The organism is Hyphomicrobium sp. (assembly GCF_020852195.1).
Lineage (GTDB): Bacteria > Pseudomonadota > Alphaproteobacteria > Rhizobiales > Hyphomicrobiaceae > Hyphomicrobium_C.
On the sequence record NZ_JADZBI010000147.1, the window covers coordinates 1 to 20,710 of the forward strand.

16 protein-coding genes and 2 tRNA genes are annotated in these 20,710 nt (G+C 65.5%); 5 read left to right on the forward strand and 13 right to left on the reverse strand.

Annotated elements, in window-relative coordinates; genetic code table 11:
* Positions 1-26 precede the first annotated feature (26 nt).
* From secE to IT540_RS12440, 4 genes are all read right to left on the reverse strand, one after another.
* The gene (gene secE / locus IT540_RS12425; RefSeq protein WP_291178098.1) at positions 27-224 is read right to left on the reverse strand and encodes a preprotein translocase subunit SecE; all 198 of its coding nucleotides are present in this window, start codon (positions 222-224) and stop codon (positions 27-29) included.
* A gap of 112 nt (positions 225-336) precedes the next feature.
* Positions 337-412, reverse strand: a tRNA-Trp gene (locus IT540_RS12430).
* 216 nt (positions 413-628) lie between these two features.
* Positions 629-952, reverse strand: coding sequence for a heavy metal-binding domain-containing protein (locus tag IT540_RS12435; protein ID WP_291178101.1), 324 nt, complete (start codon positions 950-952; stop codon positions 629-631).
* Positions 953-990: 38 nt separating this feature from the next.
* Positions 991-1,064: transfer RNA gene (locus tag IT540_RS12440), tRNA-Gly, on the reverse strand.
* Between the two features lie 557 nt (positions 1,065-1,621).
* Between IT540_RS12440 and IT540_RS12445 the strand changes: the two genes are divergently transcribed.
* Positions 1,622-2,407, forward strand: coding sequence for an outer membrane beta-barrel protein (locus tag IT540_RS12445; protein WP_291178104.1), 786 nt, complete (start codon positions 1,622-1,624; stop codon positions 2,405-2,407).
* Positions 2,408-2,621: 214 nt separating this feature from the next.
* Here the strand turns inward: IT540_RS12445 and IT540_RS12450 are convergent, their stop codons facing one another.
* The 7 genes from IT540_RS12450 to IT540_RS12480 form a co-directional block, all read right to left on the reverse strand.
* Positions 2,622-3,614, reverse strand: a complete 993-nt coding sequence (locus IT540_RS12450; RefSeq protein WP_291178107.1) for an NAD-dependent epimerase/dehydratase family protein — start codon at positions 3,612-3,614, stop codon at positions 2,622-2,624.
* 111 nt (positions 3,615-3,725) lie between these two features.
* On the reverse strand, positions 3,726-6,083 hold the full coding sequence (locus IT540_RS12455; RefSeq protein WP_291178110.1) for an aminomethyltransferase family protein: 2,358 nt from the start codon (positions 6,081-6,083) through the stop codon (positions 3,726-3,728).
* A gap of 89 nt (positions 6,084-6,172) precedes the next feature.
* Complete coding sequence (locus IT540_RS12460) at positions 6,173-7,540, reverse strand: NAD(P)/FAD-dependent oxidoreductase (protein WP_291178114.1); 1,368 nt, start codon at positions 7,538-7,540, stop codon at positions 6,173-6,175.
* A gap of 118 nt (positions 7,541-7,658) precedes the next feature.
* Positions 7,659-8,786, reverse strand: coding sequence for an aminomethyltransferase family protein (locus IT540_RS12465; RefSeq protein WP_291178136.1), 1,128 nt, complete (start codon positions 8,784-8,786; stop codon positions 7,659-7,661).
* Between the two features lie 72 nt (positions 8,787-8,858).
* A complete protein-coding gene (locus tag IT540_RS12470) occupies positions 8,859-9,899 on the reverse strand; it encodes a DUF3445 domain-containing protein (protein WP_291178139.1) in 1,041 nt (346 codons plus the stop codon).
* Between the two features lie 39 nt (positions 9,900-9,938).
* On the reverse strand, positions 9,939-10,901 hold the full coding sequence (locus IT540_RS12475; RefSeq protein ID WP_291178141.1) for a PDR/VanB family oxidoreductase: 963 nt from the start codon (positions 10,899-10,901) through the stop codon (positions 9,939-9,941).
* Positions 10,898-11,503, reverse strand: a complete 606-nt coding sequence (locus tag IT540_RS12480; protein WP_291178143.1) for a dimethylamine monooxygenase subunit DmmA family protein — start codon at positions 11,501-11,503, stop codon at positions 10,898-10,900. Before IT540_RS12480 ends, IT540_RS12475 begins: the two co-directional genes overlap by 4 nt.
* 329 nt (positions 11,504-11,832) lie before the next feature.
* Between IT540_RS12480 and IT540_RS12485 the strand changes: the two genes are divergently transcribed.
* Together IT540_RS12485 and IT540_RS12490 are read left to right on the forward strand one after the other, a co-directional pair.
* On the forward strand, positions 11,833-12,588 hold the full coding sequence (locus IT540_RS12485; protein WP_291178146.1) for a hypothetical protein: 756 nt from the start codon (positions 11,833-11,835) through the stop codon (positions 12,586-12,588).
* A gap of 1 nt (position 12,589) precedes the next feature.
* Positions 12,590-13,363, forward strand: coding sequence for an FCD domain-containing protein (locus IT540_RS12490; RefSeq protein WP_291178149.1), 774 nt, complete (start codon positions 12,590-12,592; stop codon positions 13,361-13,363).
* Here the strand turns inward: IT540_RS12490 and IT540_RS12495 are convergent.
* On the reverse strand, positions 13,351-14,655 hold the full coding sequence (locus tag IT540_RS12495; protein ID WP_291178151.1) for an ABC transporter substrate-binding protein: 1,305 nt from the start codon (positions 14,653-14,655) through the stop codon (positions 13,351-13,353). The two genes, IT540_RS12490 and IT540_RS12495, sit on opposite strands and share 13 nt — an antisense overlap.
* 196 nt (positions 14,656-14,851) lie before the next feature.
* A complete protein-coding gene (locus IT540_RS12500) occupies positions 14,852-16,318 on the reverse strand; it encodes a mannose-1-phosphate guanylyltransferase/mannose-6-phosphate isomerase (protein ID WP_291178153.1) in 1,467 nt (488 codons plus the stop codon).
* A gap of 333 nt (positions 16,319-16,651) precedes the next feature.
* On the opposite strand from IT540_RS12500, the gene aceE reads away from it, so the two are divergent.
* Both aceE and IT540_RS12510 read left to right on the forward strand, forming a co-directional pair.
* On the forward strand, positions 16,652-19,342 hold the full coding sequence (aceE, locus tag IT540_RS12505; protein ID WP_291178155.1) for a pyruvate dehydrogenase (acetyl-transferring), homodimeric type: 2,691 nt from the start codon (positions 16,652-16,654) through the stop codon (positions 19,340-19,342).
* 13 nt (positions 19,343-19,355) lie between these two features.
* Positions 19,356-20,627, forward strand: a complete 1,272-nt coding sequence (locus tag IT540_RS12510; protein ID WP_291178157.1) for a 2-oxo acid dehydrogenase subunit E2 — start codon at positions 19,356-19,358, stop codon at positions 20,625-20,627.
* Positions 20,628-20,710 lie beyond the last annotated feature (83 nt).

Sequence of the window (20,710 nt, forward strand, 5' to 3'; positions counted from 1 at the left end):
CGCAGTCGGCGCTCCCGCTCAAGAATTCAAGCGCCGAACCCAAGCACCCAGTTGACCAGCCACCCGAGCAGCAGGTCCGTGAAAAGGAAAAAGACGGAGGCGAGCGCCACCATGACGAGGACCATAAGCGTGGTGATCCACACTTCCTTCCACGTCGGCCAGGTGACTTTCGAGACCTCCTGCCGTACCTCTTGGACAAATTCGAACGGATTGAACTTCGACATCAAAACCGCTTCCCGAGCGCCATGCGACAAATTGGCGCACCCCTGCCCAAAGGGTGCATCCATCAAGCCAGATCAGGCGCCCTCTTCACTGATCCGTCCCAACAAAACCTCATGGCAGGGGTGGAGGGTCTCGAACCCCCAGCCTTCGGTTTTGGAGACCGACGCTCTGCCAATTGAGCTACACCCCTATCGCACGGCTCGTACACGCCTCATCGACGCGAAAGGCGCACATGCCTTATGCGGGGGCGGCATCCTTAGCTGAACTTTCACCGTTTGTCACCGCCTCAAGGCGACTTTATTGAGGCGCGCACCCACAAATGCTCGCATGTCCCCGCGATCTTCTTCGCAACACGCGCAAAACGGCCCGAACATGTGCGCGGCGCGGACGATTTTTCGTCGCCAGATCAGCCGGTTTTCTCGACCACGACCGCCGTGCCATAGGCCAGCACCTCGGTGACGGCGGAGGCGATCTCGTTGGCGTCGTAGCGCATGGCAAGGATGGCGTTGGCGCCGGCCTCCTCGGCGTGCTTGACGAGCAGGTCGAAGGCTTCCTGGCGCGTTTCCTCGGCGAGCTTGGTGTAAACGGAGATGGTGCCGCCGAACAGGATCTGGATGGCGGCGCCGATGTTGCCGACCACGCTGCGCGAGCGAACGGTCAGCCCGCGCACGACGCCAAGGTGCTTCACGACTTTGTAGCCCTCGAGCTCGTTCGTGGTGGTGACGATCATGGGGAGCGCTCCAGTAGGCCGCGCGATCAGCCGGGCGGTGGAGCGGGTGATGGGAATCGAACCCACGTATTCAGCTTGGAAGGCTGCTGCTCTACCATTGAGCTACACCCGCGAGGCCAGGAAACTTGCGGTTTCTAGCCGATTTACCCTGTCCGTCAAACGGACAAAATGGAAACAGCGGGCCGAATCCGCAACCGGCGAAGAATTGTACCCCGCGCCCGGGACGACGGGCGCAGGGTACAGACTTCAATCAGGAGAATGGTAACGGCGCTGCCCTGGTCCGGCGAAGCCCGACCGTCAGCCACCGGGAGAGATGATGCACGACAGCGGCGCGGAGAAGAACGTCTAAGATCGTCTATCACACGCCTTTGCGGATGCCGTCGCGCCTTCAACCGCAGGCCGCCTCCGTGCCGCCGGAACGGGTCGTCTCCAGCGGAAGACGACCTGGAGAAAGGACTTTTTAAACGTAAAATCCGATACTTCGGAAGCGCTTCATTGATTTGAATGATGGCGCGGCGAGGAAATTTGTTCCCGTTGCAATCTCACAACAAAACGTGCGATTTTTCGCTTTTGCGGCGTTTATCATTCATTTGAAGGAAATACCATCACGAGCGCTTGTGTTTCTCTCCTCGCAACGATCCGTTCATTCCTTCTCCGAGGAGAAAAGTGATGTTTGCTAGCGTTTCCCGCTTTCCTGCCTTTGTCGGACGTGCGGCCTTGACAGCCACCGCCATCGCGCTCTTCGCCGCATCGGCGCGCGCAGAATGGAGCGGACCCTATATCGGTATCCATGCCGGATACGGCTGGTCCGAAGCAGATGCCACCATTTCTCCCGCGGACCCGCTAGCGCAGAACCTCTTCGACGACCTTATCCTTCTCGGCATTCCTTTTTCCACGCTTTCAACCGATGGGGATGGGGTTCTTGGCGGCGCACAGGTGGGCTTCAATTCCCAGTCTGGAAGCTTCGTGTGGGGTATCGAAGCGGATATTTCCTACGCGGACATCGATGGATCCGCGAATGCGAGCAGAACTATCGTCGTCAACCTGACCGACGTCACACTCACTGAACAAGCTGCCAGCGAGTTGGACTGGTTTGGCACGCTGCGGTTGCGGGGCGGCGTCCTGCTTGCTCCCGAGACGCTGGTCTACGCGACAGGCGGTCTTGCCTACGGGCGCGTGACGCATTCGTGGAGCAGCACTTTCCCTGCCTCCGCCACTCTGGCTGCGGGTAGCGACCGCAATTGGGAAATCGGCTGGACGGTCGGCGCAGGCGCCGAGTTCAAACTCTCCGATACCTTGAGCCTGCGCGGCGAGTACCTCTATTACGACCTCGGGGACTCAAGCTATTCGGCACCCTTCGCTCCTAATAGTGGTGTTGGCGATGCCAGCCTCAGGGTCGAGTCGGAGAATACCGGTAGCATTGTTCGTGCAGCTTTGAACTTCAAGCTGGAGTGAAATGCACAATCGGTAATTCGTCGCCTTCACAATGAAATAACAAACCGCTTCCGCGGATCCGAAATCTTCCGCCATGCATCCAGTGGAGGAACTCTAGGCGTTCCGGTGTCCCTCTATCTGTGAAGCCCACGAACCGGCGAATCGGTCAGCCCCACATGCCGACAAGGCGCAAGGACTATTGTCTCCGTGGCGATTAGCGTTTTGAGAGGCCGCTCTATTTCGGATCGCGAGTTCCAGGACGCGATGGGCGCGCCTTGAACCACGCAGCCGTGCGGGCCAGGGCTTCATCCGTGGCGACGGCGGGCGTCCAGCCGAGCAGGCGACGCGTCGGGCCATCGTCGATCTCGAGGTCGCCGACGAGGCGGCGCACCTCGGGCGCGCGGCCGGTGAGCAGCCCAGCGAGCCTCAGCGCAGAAACCGGAAAGGGAAGGACACGCGCGCTGCGCCCGAGCGCGGCGGCGATGCCGCGGAAAAGCCTGGGCGTCGAGAGCGGCGTGCCGTCGCGTGCCAGGAAGGTGCCGCCGTCGGCCGCCGGTGCGTCGACGGCCAGCGCGACTAGGTCCGCGAAAGAGTCGACATAGAGCAGGTCGCGCGCGTTCGCGATCGACCCGAACGGGACCGGCCAGCCGCGATCGGCAATCCCGAAGAGGCGAGCCATGTTGCCGCGAACGCCAGGGCCGTACATCAGCGGCGGGCGCAGGATCACCCACTGCATGCGGTTGCCGGCGATCTCGCGCAGTCGCTGCTCGGCCCTCAGCTTGCTGCGGCCATAGGCGTCCTCGGGCGAGGGTGCCTGATCCGCCGTGAATGGCGTGCCGTGCGTTTCCTCGCCGTTGACCTTGATCGAGCTGACGAAGACAAAGCGCTTGACGCCCAGCCCCACTGCAGCCTCCGCGAGACCTTCGAGGACCTCGACATTGGCCGCCGTGTAGAGCTTCTCGACCTGCTCTCCGTCGCCATCCGCCGCATGAGCGCGGCCGGCAAGGTGGACGACCACGTCGATGCCGGCGAGAACGGCGCTCCAGTCCGTGTGGCCCGACAGGTCGCCCATGACCTCAGTGCGCTCGGCGTCCAGAGGCGCGGGAGGTGGTGCGCGCGTGACGGCGGTGACGCGATATCCGGCGGCCGACAATGTCCGACACACCGGCACACCGACAAAGCCTGCCGCGCCGGTGACCAGCACGCGCGTTGCGGAGCGATCCGTCATGCCGGCCATTGAGCGGCCCGGCCGTGCACCGTCACGAGCGTCGGCATGCTCCCCCTCCTGCGTCCACGGATCGGCGTTCTAGCACAGATCGTATACGCCGGCAGCGCGGCGCTACATGCGCACGCGCTTCTTCTCGGGGTCGTAGAACGGGAACGGCACCACGGTGGCCTTGAGGCGCTTTTGCATGCCGTCGAGGCGGCCGACGGCGAGCTTGGTCTCTGGCGCGGCGTGCGTGACGTCCACGCGCGCCAGCGCTAGCGTCTTCTTGAGCAGCGGCGAGCGCATGGCGCTGGTCACGATGCCGACCTGGGCGCGGCCGACGAACACGGGGTCGCCGTGAGAGGGCTTCTCGTTGCCCGTGATCTCGAGGCCCACAAGCTTGCGCAACGGGTTGGCGCGGCGCCTCTCGAGGGCGGCGCGGCCGATATAGTCCTCCTCCTTCTTCTGCGGCACGGTGAAGGCGATGCCGGCCTCGAAGGGGTCGGTCGTGGTGTCGAAGTCGTGGCCGCCAAAGACGAGGCCGGCCTCGATGCGCACCATGTCCAGCGCCTCGAAGCCGAACGGCTGCAGGCTGAAGGGCTCGCCGGCGGCCACGATGGCGTCCCACACCGCCGGTGCGTCCTTGGGATGGCAGAACACCTCGTAGCCTAGCTCGCCCGTGTAGCCCGTGCGCGAGACCAGCACGGGGATGCCCGCAACGCCGCCGATGCGGCCGATGGTGAAGCGGAACAATCCCAGCTCCTCGACGGTCGGCCGGCCGGGTGGGGTGCCGATGATCTCGCGCAGGATCTCGCGCGACTTGGGGCCCTGGACGGCGACGTTGTGGATCTCCGAGGTCGCGGTCTTGAGGTTGAGGTTCAGGCCGGACGTCTCGGCCTGCTCCTTGAGCCAGATCAGACTCGCATCGTCGCCGCCGATCCAGCGGAAGTTGTTCTCGCCGAGCCGGAACAGCGTGCCGTCGTCGACCATGCCGCCGTGCTCGTAGCACATGGGCGTGTAGACCACCTGGCCGACCGATAGCTTCCTAACGTCGCGCGTGACGATACCCTGCAGGAACTGCTCGGCGTCCGGACCCAGCACCTCCATCTTGCGGAGGGGCGAGAGGTCCATGATCACGGCACGCTCGCGGCAGGCCCAATACTCCTCGATGGCGCCGGCATTGGCGAAATGGTGCGGCACCCAGAAGCCGCGATACTCGCCGAAGGCGCGGGTGAGCGCTGAGGTGCGCGGATGGAAGCCGCTCTCGCGCGTGAGCTGGAGGGGAGCGTCTGGCGACATTCTGTATCCGATCGACCGCTTGAATGGCGCGTCCTTCGGATAGACCCGAACCTGGATCTCGGTCAGGTGCCAGCCGTTGGAGGCGTCGATGTCCGATGGGCACGAGGACGCCGCGCACACGAGGTCGGTGAGCGCGCGCATGACGACATAGTCGCCGGGGCGCGACCAGGGCTCGTCGGACCAGATGTGGTTATGGCAGTCCACGTTGGTGTTGTAGAAGAAGTTGATGGCCGGCCAGCCGCTCAAGGCGCCGATGGGCGTGTAGTCCTTCAATGCATTGTTGAAGTTGTCCGTGCAGTTCGGATGGCCGAAGTAGCCCATGTCCTCGTAATAGCGCGTCGTGCAGGCGAGGTTGAACGTGTCGTGCCGGCCGACGGTGTCCTGCACGATCTCAACCAGCGGGTTACGGTCGCGGTCGAAGAATTTCGAGTGCAGAAGGCCGGGGATCGGATAGGCGGCGCCGTTGAGCGTGCGCGTGGTCGCGGCGTCGAGGCCCTGCTCGCGGCCCTCGTCGAGGGCCTTGCGGTTGAAGGCCAGGAAGTCCGAGCACTGGCGGCCCTGGACGTCGATGATCTGGATGTACTCGCCCTCGTAGACCTCGAACTTCTCGGCGCTGGCGACGTCGACGCGGATGTCGAGGCGCGGCTCGGCGAGCGGCTCGGGCAGGGGGGCGGTGTTCAGGAGGCGCGGGTTGGCGCGCTCCATGAAGATCAGCACGTCGGAGGGTGGCGTCTGCTCCCAGACGACCATCGGCTCAGCGGGCGCGCCGAAGACGGCGAAGACGCTGCGCTCCGCCTCGAGCTTCACCATCTCGCGGGGGCCAGCATCGGGCGCGAGCACGCGCGCCGCCTTGACCCGGCCAAGATCGAGCCCGCGCCGGTAGAGTCCGAAGCGGACGCGGGCAGCATCCTCGCTGTCGGCCTCGAGCGCGCGCTCGATGCCGAGCGGTCGCGCGTGGCCCTTGAGGCCGAGCGCGCCAAGATCGCTTTTGCCCCTCACTCCGAAGACGGCCACCTCTACGGGCTGCCCACCCTCGAGCGCGCAGAGCTCGATGCGGTCGCCAGCGTCCAACTCGAAAGCAGCAGTGCCACCGGCTTTCAGCACATAGCGCTCGACGCCGGGCTCCAGCGCGGGGCTTCCGGGCAGCACGATCCTGGGTCTGGCGGGAGACGTGAGAAGTGTCGCACCCATGATGTTCTCTCTCCGATGCACGGGCGGCATGCGGGGCCGCGCGCCCTCGCCGCGCGGCCCTGCGCCACCCGCTGCCGATGCCGGGCCTGCTACTCGGCCGCCGCCTGGGTTCCCGGCTGGTTCAGGAACGCCTCCATGGAGTCGTCGAGCGCCTTCATCCAGGGCGTGTGATGCACGGGTGCCAGGGTGCCGGTCAGCGTCGACTTGAACGCGTGGTCGCGGTAGGTGAGGATGTTCTCCATCTTGTGGTGCTCCCATTCCTTGAACATGCGCGCCACCTCGTCCACGTCGAGGCGCGGATAGTCGGTCGCAACCAGCAGGTCGCGCGTGTCCTCGGTCTGGAAGTCGATGGCCTGGAACGGATCCTCGACGGCCTCCTCGAGCTTGATCCACTTCTGGATGTCGGCCGCCATCTCGGCGTAGGGCGGCAGCTTGATGCGGCCGAGCATGACGTCGCGCGCGTACCACGCCTGCGCGTCAAACATGTTGAACGTGTAGTACTGGTCCTGCATGCCGATATACATGCACTTCGGGTTGCCCCACCAGAAGATGCCCTTGTAGATGCTCGGCGGATAGAGCCGGTTGCGCGATTTCAGGCGCAGCGTGTCCTCCATGAACGGGAAGTGGTTGAGGTAGCCCGTGCAGAGGATGATGGCATCCATGTCCTTCTTGGTGCCGTCCTTGAAGGTGCAGGTCCTGCCCTCGACCTTCTCGAGCAGCGGCACCTCCGACAGCGTCTCCGGCCACTTGAAGCCCATGGGCCGCGTGCGGTGGGAGAACGTGACGGCCTTGGCGCCGTACTTGTAGCACTGGATGCCGATGTCCTCGGACGAGTAGGAGGAGCCGATGCAGAGCACGTCCTTGCCGGCGAACTCGTCGGCGGAGCGGAAGTCGTGGGCGTGCAGCGTGCGGCCGAGGAAGCCGGCAAGGCCCGGGAACTCCGGGATGTTCGGCACCGAGAAGTGGCCGCAGGCGACGAAGACGTAGTCGAACTCCTCGGACGTTACCGTATCGGCGGCGAGGTCCTTGACCGTGACCGTGAACTTACCGGCCTTCTCGTCGTAGCTCACCCATTTCACCGAGTGATTGAGCTTGATGTAGTGCGTGATGGCGCTCTTCTCGATGCGACCCTTGATGTAGTCGTGCAGCACAGCGCGCGGCGGATAGGACGGGATTGGGCGCCCGAAGTGCTCCTCGAAGCCGTAATCGGCGAACTCCAGGCACTCCTTGGGGCCGTTCGACCACAGATAGCGGTACATGCTGCCGTGGACCGGCTCGCCGTATTGATCGGTGCCTGTGCGCCACGTGTAGTTCCAGAGTCCGCCGTAGTCCGGCTGGCGCTCGTAGCAGACCATCTCCGGAATGGTCGCCCCCTTGCGCCGGGCGCTTTCAAAGGCCCTCAAAACCGCCAAGCCGCTCGGCCCGGCTCCGATGATCGCAATCCGCTGCTCTGTCATGGCTCTTCCTTCCACACGTGAGCGTTGATCCCAGAAGTCCGCGCGAGCACCGGAACGGACGATGATGCAGTGAACGTAAGCAGGCCGCCGGCGAGAGGCCCCGCCGGCGGCGAACGTCTCAGCCGATCTTTCTCGGATGGGTGCGCAGCCGCAGGGGGTCGTAGAACGGCATGCGGACGATGGTCGCCGGCCATTCGCCCTTGTCGTGCACCACGACCTCGGTGCCGAGCTTCGTGTAGGCGGGCTCGATCTTCGCCATGGCCAGCGACTTCATCAGTTGCTTGGAGTAGGTCGTGCTGGTGATCACGCCGACCTCCTTGCCGCCGATGGTGATCTTGGACAGCGGCTCGATTGCACGGTCAGTGTCGACCTCGAGGCCGGTGATGAACGAGCGCTCCTTGCCCTTCTTGGCGGCGAGTGCCGCCTTGCCGATGAAATCCGGCTTGTCGAGATCGACTGTCCAGTCGGCCTTGACCTCCCAGGGGGTCGTGTCGCCGTGGGTCATGTCGAACGGGAAGAACAAGAGGCCGCCCTCGACGCGCACGATGTCGAGCGAGGCCCAGGAGACCGGGATCACGCCCTTCTCCTTGCCTACCTCGAGGATCTTGTCCCAGATGAAGTGCGCATCCGCCGCTGAGCAGAAGACCTCGTAGCCGCGCTCGGCGGAGTAGCCGCCGCGCGCGAGGCTCACGGGCTTGTCGAACAGCGTCGTCTTCTGATGCTGAAAATAGGGCAGGCTCGCGAGGTCCAAGGGCGTGTGCGGCGCCAGCACCTCGAGCGCGACCGGCCCCTGCAGCGACAGGATATGCACGTCGTTGTCGCGCTTGACCGACACATCGAACTTCGAAGCCACCGCGGGCAGGGCCTCCTCCAGCGCGCCGCCACCGTGGGAGAGGCGGAACTCGTTCGGTCCGTCGACGTAGACCAGCACGTCGTCGATCAGGGCGCCCTCCTCGTTGACGATGTTCGAGATGTGCGAGTCCCCTGGCTTGGCCTTGGAGATGTCGGAGGTCAGGAAGTAGTTGAGGAACTTCAGCGCGTCAGAGCCGGTGACGTTCAGGATCTTCAGTGCGGTCACCTCGATCAGGCCCGCCTTGGTGCGGATCGCCACCACCTCGTCGTAGGGGTCGGTGGCGTAGTTTTGCGGGATCGGCATGTCGTTCCATGACGTCGTCGTCATGTCCGCGCCCAGCGCGATGTGGCGATCGTTGAGGACCGATTGCCTCGTTTCCTTGCTCAGGCTCATGGAAGGTACCTCCCGACTGATGGTTTTGATGCTTGCTCCAGTGATGCGGATTCGATCGGCGCGACGCGGCCGTCAGTCCGGGCCGAAGCCAGGGGACGTCGGCGCGCCGTCGTCGTATTTCTTGAGCCAGTCGATGGTCATCTGGCGGTAGCGGGTGAGACCCTTGTAGTCGGCGATCTCAGGCGGCAGCGTCTCGAGCACGCGCGGCAGGCGGCGGCCCCATTTCGGGATCGTCACCAGCTCCTTCATCTTGATCAGGTAGCAGCGGATGGAGAACAGGATGGCGTTCGAGCGCGGCAGCCGCCACAGGCCCTGCAGCTCGACGCGCAGGTGCACCTTGTCGCCGACGTTCTCCGGCGTCACCGTCGTGCGGTCGATGCCCCACTTGTGGTAGTTCTCGGGGCTCGTGTCGAGGCGCGGATTGATGGTCATGGTCCAGTTGAGGCGACGCACCGGACGGCCGACCTGGAGGTTCAGGAGGAACTTCAGAGCGCGCTCGAAAACGCCGGCCTCGTGCGCCAGCGGCACCGGCCCGTGCCATTCGAAGAAGTTCATGCCGATGTCGAAATCAAGCGACCAGTCGGCCTGCGTGGTGATGATGCCGGCGTCCATCCAGAGCTGGCCGTCGCGCTGGTCCTGGATCGAGAAGTCGCCCTGGCACTGGCGGCCGATGTACTCCATCGGCTCGTAGGGCAGCGTCGTGTGATCGCCGAAGGTGAACTTCTGGTCGATGCCGAGCGGGCGGTTGATCCAGTGCCAGTGGTCGCCGTCCTGCGTCAGCGAGAAGTGCTCGGGATAGTCGCGCGCCATCGACGTCATCAGGAGCTCGAGCATGTCCCACTGCGCCGTCATCATGTGCGGCAGCGCCTGGCAGCGGCCGGGATCGGCGGCGAGCACGATCTCGCGGTCGCGCATCTCGGCGACGTAGTGCTCGTCGATATCGATCGGGAACTCGTACACCGTGCCCTTTGGCCCGGGGACGTGCGGCTCGATGTTGACCGCGTACATGTACTTGTCCTCGTGGAACGGGAACGGAAAGCGCCGGATCGACTCGGGGCTGTTCGAGAACGTGAAATCGTCGCGGAACGTCTCATTCTTGAATGCCAGCACCATGTCGTGTCTCCCGGGATGCGAGGGGCTGTTGTTGCGTGCTCAAAGATCGAGGGTGATGGCGTCGCCTGAAATGCGCGACACGCAGATCATGATCTTGCGGCCGTCGGCCTTCTCGGCCTCAGTCAGGTAGTGGTCGTTGTGCTCGATGAAGCCGTCGCAGGAGGTGACCGCCGTCTCGCACTGGCCGCAGGCGCCGCCGCGGCACAGGAACGGCGCATCGATGCCGTTCTGCTCGAGCGCTTCCAGGATGCTCTGGTGGCCGCCGACCGTGACCTCGCGGCCCGTGCGGACGAGCCTGGCGACGAACGGCTTGCCGATGGGCGGCGCCGTGAACTGCTCGGAATGGATGTTCTCGTCCGGCCAGCCGGCGAGCGTGGCGCTCCGCAAGGCCCAATCGATCATGGGCTTCGGTCCGCAGACGTACACGTGCGTGCCGAGCGGCTGGCTCGCCAGCACCTGCTCCAACGGCACGAGTTGGCCTTTGTCCTGGAAGTAGAGGTGAACGCGCGGGCCGTAGCGCGTCTCGAGCAGCTTGCAGAAGGCGCCCTCCGCCAGCGAGCGCACGCCATAGTGCAGCTCGAAGTCTGCGCCGACCGACTCGAGCTCGCTCATCATGGACATGAACGGCGTGATGCCGATGCCGCCAGCGACGAGGATATGCTTGCGTGCAAGCTTGGCGGGCGGGAACAGATTCAGCGGCTCGCTGATCTCGAGCTCCGTGCCGATGCTGACGTTCTCATGCATGAACTCGGAGCCGCCGCGGGAGTCCGGAACCTTGAGGACGCCGATCTGGTAGCTCGACGTATCGCTGGGGCAGCTCATCAACGAATAAGGATTGCGGATCAGCCGGTCGGGCGCCTGCATGCACACTGTCACGTGCGAGCCGCCAGAAAACTCCGACAGCGGCTCGCCGTCGGCGCTGACCAGCCTGAACCGCTTGATGCGGCTTGCCACAGGCTCAACCTCGGCGACGCGGACGCGGCGCAGAAAGGATGCGGTCATGGGAACTCCACGTTCGGCTCGGGGCGCTCGCCCGGACTCTCGGCATTGATGCAGACGCCCTGGAACGCGGCCAGGCGGCGGGAATAGTGGTCGCGGACCAGGAGCAGCAGACCGCAGTGGGAGCAGGTCACCGGGTTGGTTGTGACGTCCTCGGTCATGCCCTTGCAGTGGACGCACTGCACGCGGCGCTTGAGCGAGCCGCGGTGCTCGGTGCGGATCGACAGATGGTCGATGAAATGGTCGAGGCCGGCCTGAACGACCGAGCCGATCAGCGGCTCCGATCCGGCTGCGTAGAGCCGGAGGCCCATGGACGCCTGGTCGAGGATGGCGTTGAGGTGGCTGATGGCCGCCGGCAGGCCGGACGCGATCTCGACGCCGGCCGGCTCGAGACGCTTGGCCAGGGCCTGCGCCTGCTCCGAACCTGCTCCGTCGGCGGACAGGATAATGCTGGTGCGCCGGGCGAATGCGCCGTCGGCGCGCGTCAGGAGCTCGACAACCGCCTCGGCTCCCGCAACGTCGCAGACGACCACGTTGCTGCGGGCATTCGGGTCGGGGCTGAGACCGGGATAGACCGGCCGACTCTTGATCCCGCTCACAGCCATGGCTCCCTCAATTGCGATCGGGCAGGACTGCAGCGGTCAAAAGGTTAAAACCAATTATGACCATTTTACACCACTACAGCCTGAGCGCCGACATCTTATGAAATCCAAATTCACCCGCAACCCGAAAAATTTCATCCTGAGGAAATTTGTTTGATCTTTGTGCAACTGCTCAATCCATAAGCGCTTTGCTCTCCGGGCGTTTCCCGATTTTGTTGCAGCAGCGAACCTATATTGGTTCTTATTGGTATATATTGGTTGCAATCTCGCAACCGGCGCGGCAATGTCGAGGAAGAATCGCAGGGGAAGGGACCGGAATCCGAGAGACGTCGATGACGGAGGACGCGGCACACGGCTGGGTGGACGCGACGCTCGCGGGCTTTCGCGCGATGGGCGCGTCGCGCCACGCGGAAGCCGCGCACCATTGGCTCGCGGCGTGGGACGCGCTGGCACCCACGGATATGCACGACCCGCGGCGCGCGGCCGGCCAGACCAACGCGGGCGTGGCGTACCTCCTGCTGCAGCAGGCTCCCGAGGCCGAAGCCATGCTCGCCGAGGCAGAGCGGGGCTGGATGCGGGTTCTCGGCGGAATTGCGACTGCCAACGTCCCCGTGCCCGGGCGCAGCTCCTCGTTCCACTTCAGACTGGCGTCGCGGCACCTCGAGGCCTTCCAGAATGCGCAGCGGACGCGTCTTGCGCGGCAGTGCGAGGCGGGGCTCGCGATCGCGCGTTTCAACCGGCTCGTCGGTAGCGCGCGGCCTGCGGCGGGCGACGCCCTTGTCACCACGCTCGCGGCTCAGCTTGCCGACATCCTCGGCCCGCGCTCGGCCGAGGTCCGCCTGCTCCGCGCGTCGGCGGAGGCGGGCGAGGCGCACTCGCCTTATGCAGACAAAGCCGTCGAGCTCACAGCACGGCGTGGGCTGCTTACCGAGCCTTCCGCCGACGACTGGCGGCACCTCGAGGTCGCGGTCCAGCTCACGGCCCTGCTTCGGCCGGGCCTTGATCCCGGTGCGCGGTCCGATTTTCAAGAAGCCGACATGCGTCTGACCTTCTCGCCTGCCGCCGTAACCTCCTCCGGTAGTCAATGACATGAGCCAAGCCACCGACATGGACGCGCCGCCCTGGGTCCGCGACCCCTCGCGCCATCCGCTCATCACGCCGCAGGCGAAGGAGATCGCGACGCGCATCTTCGCGCGCATCGCGTCGGGCGCCTACCCATTCGGCACGCGCATTCCGGCCGAGCGCGACCTCGCGATCGAGTTCCAGGATACGCGCGCCACGATCCGCCAGGCGCTGGAATTCCTGGCCACCTACGATGCCGTCTCACGGCGGGCCGGGAGCGGGACCTTCGTCAGCTATCGCAAGGCCCCGCCTGTGGCGGCACAGGCTGACGGCAATGGGTCGGCCAGCGCGCTCACCATCCATCAGCTCGCCGAGACGGCGTCGCCGTTCGCGATGAATGTTGCCGAGTCCATCCTGGAGCCCGAGATGGTGCGGCTGGCGACGATCTACATGTCGACGCGCGACCTCGCGGAGCTCGGCCTGCAGCTCGCCTCGCTCGAGACCATCGTCACGGAATCGGACAGGTTCGCCGCGCTCGAGGACGACTTCATGATGATGATCGCGCGCGGCACGCACAATTCGTTGATCGCCGCCATGTATGCGATCCTGCACGAGGTGCGCCGCCAGCCGCAGTGGGCGGAGAGCCGCCGGCAGATGCTGACGCCGTCGAAAATCCGCAGCAGCCAGATGCTGCTGCGCTCGCTTTACGAAGGTATCCAGCGCCGCGACGTGGAGACGGCGGTGGAGCTCATCAAGCTGCATGTCGCAAGCACGCACGAGGACATGATCTACGAGTCCTGACGTGCCTGATCCGGCCAGGACCAGGCCGCGAGCTGCTCGCGCTGGTCCCACATCAGCTCCATGGCGCGCATGTGCTTGATCAGCACCTCCTTGTGCTCGGTCCACCAGCCGATGATCGAGCAGAACTCCTGGATGCGGGCGCGGCCATCCGCGATGGTCACCACAGGCCAGTCGCCGACCAGCGCGTTGTCGATGCCGAAGAGGTCGCGTCCCCACCAGGCCGCCTCGCCGAAGGCGTGCGGGCCGACACCGCCGACCTTCATTAGCGCAAGCACCGAGAAGGGTTCGAACGTGCGTGCGCGCTGCACGGCCGATTTCCATAGCTCGAGCGTGGACGCGTACTCCCAGGACACCGCGCTCCAGGTGCCGGGGAAGCGGCGGCAGAATTCCTCGTAGAAGGCGTTCGGCTGCTCGAACGTCACGCGCGGGTCGTTGAGGCGGGGATCGTCGAAGTCAGGGAACTGGAAGACGAAGCCCTCCATGAACTCCGGGCTCGTGCGGCGGATCAGCTCCGCGTAGTTGTCGCAGGTACAGGAGAGGAGCTGGCCCGTGAAGCCCTTGTTATGCGCCTCTATGGTGAGGGCATGCACGAACGGCTCGTAGGCCGTGTCCCAGCACAGGATGTCGGGATCCGCCGCCATCAGCTCGTCTACGATGGGGCCGAAGTCGGTGGTGGCGGGATCGAACAGGCGCTCGGCCACCAGCTCGATGCCGGCCGCCTCGAATGCGGCGCGATAAGTGGCGATGGAGGGGAGCCCGAACAGGTCGCTCTGGGCGCACATGGCCGCGGTCCTCAGATGCGGCTTGTTGCGCTTCAGCCAGTCGACGCCGGTGACGTTGTAGATGGGGTGCACCTCGCTCGGCGCGACGATGGTCGGGGTGTCCGGCGATAGGTCGCTCGGCAGCAGGATCGCCACCAGCATGCGGTGCTGGCTGATCAGGCGGCGCACGTCGAAGGAGAGGTCGTTGCCGCCGTTCATGAGGATCAGCTTCACGCCATCCTCCAGGATCAGCTTCTTGGCGCCCTGGAACGCGCGCTCCGGCTGATACATCGTGTCGTAAGCGACGAGTTCCACCAGATAGCGGCGGCTGCCGACCTTGATGCCGCCGGCCGCGTTCACGCGATCGACCCAGATCTGGCAGCCATCGAGCCCTGGCGCGGACCACGCCTTCAAAGGGCCGGTCAGGGGGGCCAGGAAGCCGATCCTCAAGACCTTCGACGCGCCAAGCGCAAAGTCTCGCAACGCCACGCCGAGCGCGGAGGCAACCGGACTTTTGGCGCGCGCGATCATGTGTTGGCTCTTACCCCGATCTCCCCAGCCCGCGACGGGCATAGATCGGCACTGGGGAGCACGTTCCCCCGTGCGCGCCGAGCGTCGCAAGGGTTCGTTTCGAACCAGCCTATCATGCGCGATTTAATTGCCAAATCAGACGATTGTACTTGTTCTGTGCATTCTTGGCGCAACGGGAACGTGCGGCACCGAGCCTTCAGCGCGTCTCGCTGGCCTGGCGATGATAGACGTCGTCGCTGCGGATGATGTCATCCTCGCCGAGATAGGAGCCGATCTGCACCTCGATCAGCTCGAGCGGCACCTTGCCCGGGTTCTCCAGGCGGTGCCACTGGGTGGCCGTGATGTAGACGCTCTCGTTCTCGCTGACGAGCTTCGCATCGCCCTCCACCGTGACGCGCGCCGTGCCCTGCACCACGATCCAGTGCTCGGAGCGGTGGTGGTGCATCTGCATGGAGAGCACGCCGCCCGGCTTGACGTGCAGCAGCTTGACCTGGAAGCGCGGACCGAGGCTCAAGGTCTCGAAGAAACCCCATGGCCGGTAGCTGCGCAGGTGGCTGTCCTGCTCGGTGCGGCCCGCGGCCTTGAGGCGGCCGACCAGCTTGGCCACGTCCTGGGAGCGCGACTTGTCGGCCACCAGCACCGCGCCCGGCGTCTCGACGATGACCAGATCCTTGACGCCTAGGGTCGAGACCAGGCCCCGCTCGCTCCTGATGTAGCAGCCGGTCGTATCCTCGGTCAGCGTGTCGCCCTGGAGAAAGTTGCCTTCGGCGTTGCGTGGGGCGGCATCCCACAGCGAGCCCCACGAGCCGAGGTCGCTCCAGCCGATGGAAAGCGGAAGCACGGCGGCCTTCTCCGTCTTCTCCATGACCGCATAATCGATGGAGATGGCCGGCGCCCTGGCGAAAGCCTCGGCGTCGAGGCGCAGGAAGCCCAGGTCGTCGCTCGCGCCCTGCAGCGCGGCGCGTGCCGCGGCCAGGAGCGCGGGCTCATGGCGGGCCAGCTCGTCGAGCACGGTATCGGCGCGGAAGACGAAGATGCCGCTGTTCCAGAGATAGCGCCCGTCGGCCACATGCTTCCGGGCCGTCTCGGCATCCGGCTTCTCGAAGAAGCCGTCGACCGCGAAGGCGGCGTCCGCGCCCTCGAATCCGGAGAGGGGGGCGCCCTTGCGGATATAGCCGTAACCCGTGTGCGGCTCCGTGGGCTCGATCCCGAACAGAACGATGCGGCCGGCCTTGGCGACGGCGGCCGCCCGGCGCACGGCGTCGCGGAAGCCCGCGAGATCGGCGATCACATGATCGGAGGGCATGATGGCGAGGATCGCCGTCGGGTCATGACGGGCGGCGAGCAGCGCCGCGACCGCGATAGCTGGCGCCGTGTTGCGGGCAACCGGCTCGAGAACGATGGCTTCCGGCTCGACACCGGCCAGGGCCGCGTGCTCCTGCACCAGGAAGCGATGCGCGTTGTTGCAAACGACGACGGGTCGGGCGAAGCCCTCGTCCGGCGCCAGGCGCGCCAGCGTCGCCGTAAGCAGGCTCCCGGACGCGCCGTTGAGGCCGCCGACGAACTGCTTCGGGTACATGGCCCGCGACAGCGGCCATAGCCGCGTTCCGGCGCCGCCCGACAGTACAACCGGGTGTATTCGAAGCGATTTGTCGCCACTCATGTCTCGCCTAGCCCTTCAGGATCGTGCGCGCGGCGAGCGTCTGGCTTGCCGGCCGAGAGCGTAAGCACGGCCAATGGCGCCGGCAAGATCGTTTGCGCACGGGCCATGCGCGACACGATCCCGCTGTCTCACCGTCTCGCTGTCCCACTGTCTCGCCGCCTCCTTCGCCGACGGGGCGGCAACCCCTGAGGCGGCACAACGTTTATGCCGATAAGACGAATGGACCTCTGGACGAACGGGCGTACCCGTCACAAATCTCCAGGCACGGATCCCATAAGGCATTAGGATGCCGGCTATCGATCGTTCGGGTCATTTTCCGATGGAGCTCCACGCATGACGAGGACCGTTCTCGAGATCCAGGACAGCGGCGGCGAGCCCGACCTGGAAGCGCGCGAGTGGATCGAAGCGATCAGCTCGGTGATGGCGTTCGAAGGCAGCGAGCGCGCCGACCTCCTGCTCGACAAGGCAGTGGGCATGGCGCGGCGGCAGGGGGCGCGGCTCCCGTTCGCGGCCAACACGGCCTACATCAACACCATCCCGCCGCACAAGGAGACGCCGCATCCCGGCGACCGCGCGATCGAGAACCGAATCCGCTCGGCGATCCGCTGGAACGCGCTCGCCATGGTGATGCGCGCCAACAAGGAGACGAGCGAGCTCGGCGGCCACATCGCGAGCTTCCAGTCGGCGGCGACGCTCTACGACACCGGGTTCATGCATTTCTGGCACGGCGCAACGGAGGATCACGGCGGCGACCTCGTGTTCATCCAGGGCCACTCCTCCCCCGGCATCTATGCACGCGCCTTTCTCGAAGGCCGCCTCACGGAGGACCAGCTCACCCACTTCCGCCAGGAGACTGGCGGCAAGGGGCTGCCGTCCTATCCGCACCCGTGGCTGATGCCCGAGTTCTGGCAGTTCCCCACCGTCTCCATGGGGCTCGGGCCGATCATGGCCATTTACCAGGCCCGCTTCCTCAAGTACCTGCACGACCGCGGGCTGGCCGATACCTCCAACCGGCACGTCTGGGTGTTCTGCGGCGACGGCGAGATGGACGAGCCCGAGAGTCTCGGCGCCATCTCGCTCGCCGGGCGCGAGAAGCTCGACAACCTGATCTTCGTCATCAACTGCAACCTGCAGCGCCTCGACGGGCCCGTGCGCGGCAACGGCAAGATCATCCAGGAGCTCGAGGGCAGCTTCCGCGGCGCCGGCTGGAACGTCGTCAAGGTCATCTGGGGCTCGAACTGGGACCAGCTCCTCGCCGCCGACACGACCGGCCGCCTGCGCCAGCTCATGGAGGAATGCAACGACGGGCAATACCAGGACTTCAAGTCCAAGGACGGCGCCTACATCCGCAAGAACTTCTTCGGGCGCTACCCGGAAACCGCGGCGCTGGTCGCCGACTGGAGCGACGACAAGATCTGGTCTCTGACGCGCGGCGGACACGATCCGCGCAAGGTCTATGCCGCCTATGCCGCGGCGACAGCGCACAAGGACCAGCCGACCGTCATCCTCGCCAAGACCGTCAAGGGCTACGGCATGGGCGCGGCCGGCGAAGGGCAGATGATCGCGCACCAGCAGAAGAAGATGGGGCTCGATGCGCTCAAGGGCTTCCGCGACCGCTTCGGCGTGAAGGTTTCCGACAAGGAGCTCGAGGCGCTGCCGTTCATCAAATTCGCCGAGGACAGCGAAGAGCTTCGCTACCTGCGGGCGCGGCGCGAGGCGCTCGGCGGCGTGCTGCCCAAGCGGCGCCCCAAAACCTCGTTCAAGCTCGATCCGCCGCCGCTGTCGCTGTTCGAGGCGCAGCTCAAGGGCTCGGAGGGGCGCGCGATCTCGACCACCATGGTGTTCGTGCAGTGCCTCACCAAGCTTCTGCGCGACAAGCCGCTCGGGAAGCACATCGTGCCCATCGTGCCCGACGAGAGCCGCACCTTCGGCATGGAGGGCATGTTCCGCACCTTCGGCATCTACAGCCAGGTCGGGCAGCTCTACCGGCCCGAGGATGCCGAGCAGCTCATGTTCTACAAGGAGGATCGCAGCGGGCAGATGCTGCAGGAGGGCATCAGCGAAGCCGGCGGCATGGCGTCGTGGATATCGGCGGCGACGTCCTACTCGTCGTCCAACGTGCCGATGGTGCCGTTCTTCATCTACTACTCGATGTTCGGCTTCCAGCGCATCGGGGACCTCGCCTGGGCGGCTGGCGACATGCGCGCGCGCGGCTTCCTGGTCGGCGGTACCTCCGGGCGCACGACGCTCAACGGCGAGGGCCTGCAGCACCAGGACGGGCATAGCCACATCCTGTCGTCGACGATCCCGAACTGCCTCTCCTACGATCCGGCGTTCGGCTACGAGCTGGCCGTGATCATCCAGCGCGGGCTCGAGCGTATGCTCGGCGACCAGGAGGACGTGTTCTACTACATCACGGCGCTCAACGAGAACTACGCTCACCCGGCCATGCCCGAGGGTGCAGAGGACGGTATCGTGCGCGGCATGTATCTGCTCAAGAGCACCGATCCCGGGATGGCGGGGGCGCCGAAAGTGCAGCTCATGGGCTCGGGCGCGATCCTGAACGAGGTGATCGCCGGCGCCGAGCTTCTGGCCGAAGATTTCGGCATCGCGGCGGACATCTGGAGCGTCACCAGCTTCACGGAGCTTCGGCGCGAGGCGCTCGCCGTCGAGCGCTGGAACATGCTGCATCCGGCCGAGACGCCGCGCGTGCCCTACGTTACGCAGTGCCTCGCCTCGCGCGGGGACGCGCCGACAGTGGCGTCGACGGACTACGTGAAGCTGTTCGCCGACCAGATCCGCCCCTTCGTGCGCGGACCCTACCAGGTGCTCGGCACCGACGGCTTCGGGCGCTCGGACACGCGGCGCCGGCTCAGGCAGCATTTCGAGGTGGATCGCCACTTCGTCGCCGTGGCGGCGCTCAAGGCGCTGGCCGACGACAACAAGCTCCCCTCGTCCAAGGTCGTTGAGGCAATCTCCAAGTACGGTATCGATCCGGAGAAGCCGGATCCGGCACACGCATAGCGGGGGTATTCGCATGTCCGTCATCGACGTCAAGGTTCCCGACATCGGCGACTACAAGAACGTGCCCATTATCGAGGTGCACGTGAAGCCGGGCGACCACATCAAGCCGGAGGACCCGCTGGTCACGCTGGAAAGCGACAAAGCCGCCATGGAGGTGCCGGCGCCGCAGGCGGGCGAGATCGCGGAGGTGCTGGTCAAGGTCGGCGACAAGGTCAGCGAGGGATCGGCGCTCGTGCGGCTCGCCTCCGAAAGCGCGGCGAAGGAGAAGGGCGGCGCGGCGCCGGCTGCCAAGCCCGACGAGCCTTCCACGCCGAAAGCCGAGACCCCTGCTCCGGCGTCCGCGCCGGCGAAGGACGTGGGCGGTACGCCGGCGCGCACGCCGTTGCCACTCGGCGTGGATTTCGGCCAGGTTCACGCCAGCCCCTCCGTGCGCCGGCTGGCGCGGGAGCTCGACATCGACCTTACCCGGATCACGGGTACCGGCGAGAAGGGCCGCATTACCAAGGACGACGTCAAGCGTGCAATCGGCGGGGGCAGCGCGGGCGGCGGCGGCATCCCCGAAATCCCGGCGCAGGACTTCGCGAAGTTCGGGCCGATCGAGGCGAAGCCGCTCTCGCGCCTGAAGCGGATCGGCGGGCCGCACCTGCACCGCGCCTGGCTCAACATCCCGCACGTGACCAACAACGACGAGGCCGACATCACCGACCTCGAAGCTTATCGCAAGTCGCTCGACGCGGCGGCCAAGGAGAAAGGCTACCGTGTGACGCTGCTCGCCTTCATGATGAAGGCCTGCGTGGTGGTGCTCAAGGAGTTCCCCACCTTCAACGCATCGCTGGCGCCCGACAAGGAAAGCCTGATCCTCAAGCGCTACTATCATCTCGGCATCGCCGTCGACACCGCGGACGGCCTCGTGGTGCCGGTGGTCCGTGACGTGGACCGCAAGGGCATCGTCGAGCTGTCGCAGGAGATCGGCGGCGTCTCGCAGAAGATGCGCGAGGGCAAGATCTCGCCGGCCGACATCCAGGGCGGCACCTTCTCCATATCGAGCCTCGGCGGCATCGGCGGCACGGGCTTCACGCCCATCATCAACGCGCCGGAGGTGGCCATTCTCGGCGTGTCGCGCGCCGAGATGAAGCCGAAGTGGGACGGGGATCAATTCGTGCCGCGCCTCATGCTGCCGCTCTCGCTCAGCTATGATCACCGCGTCATCGACGGCGCCGAGGCCGCGCGCTTCATCCGCCGGCTCGTCGTTATCCTCGAAGACGTGCGCCAACTCGTGCTTTAGAGAATGTGGGGAGGCATCGATGCGTACAGCCTGCTGCCCTCACTCAGCGTCACACTGGTGAACGCTGGTACCCAGACACGTTA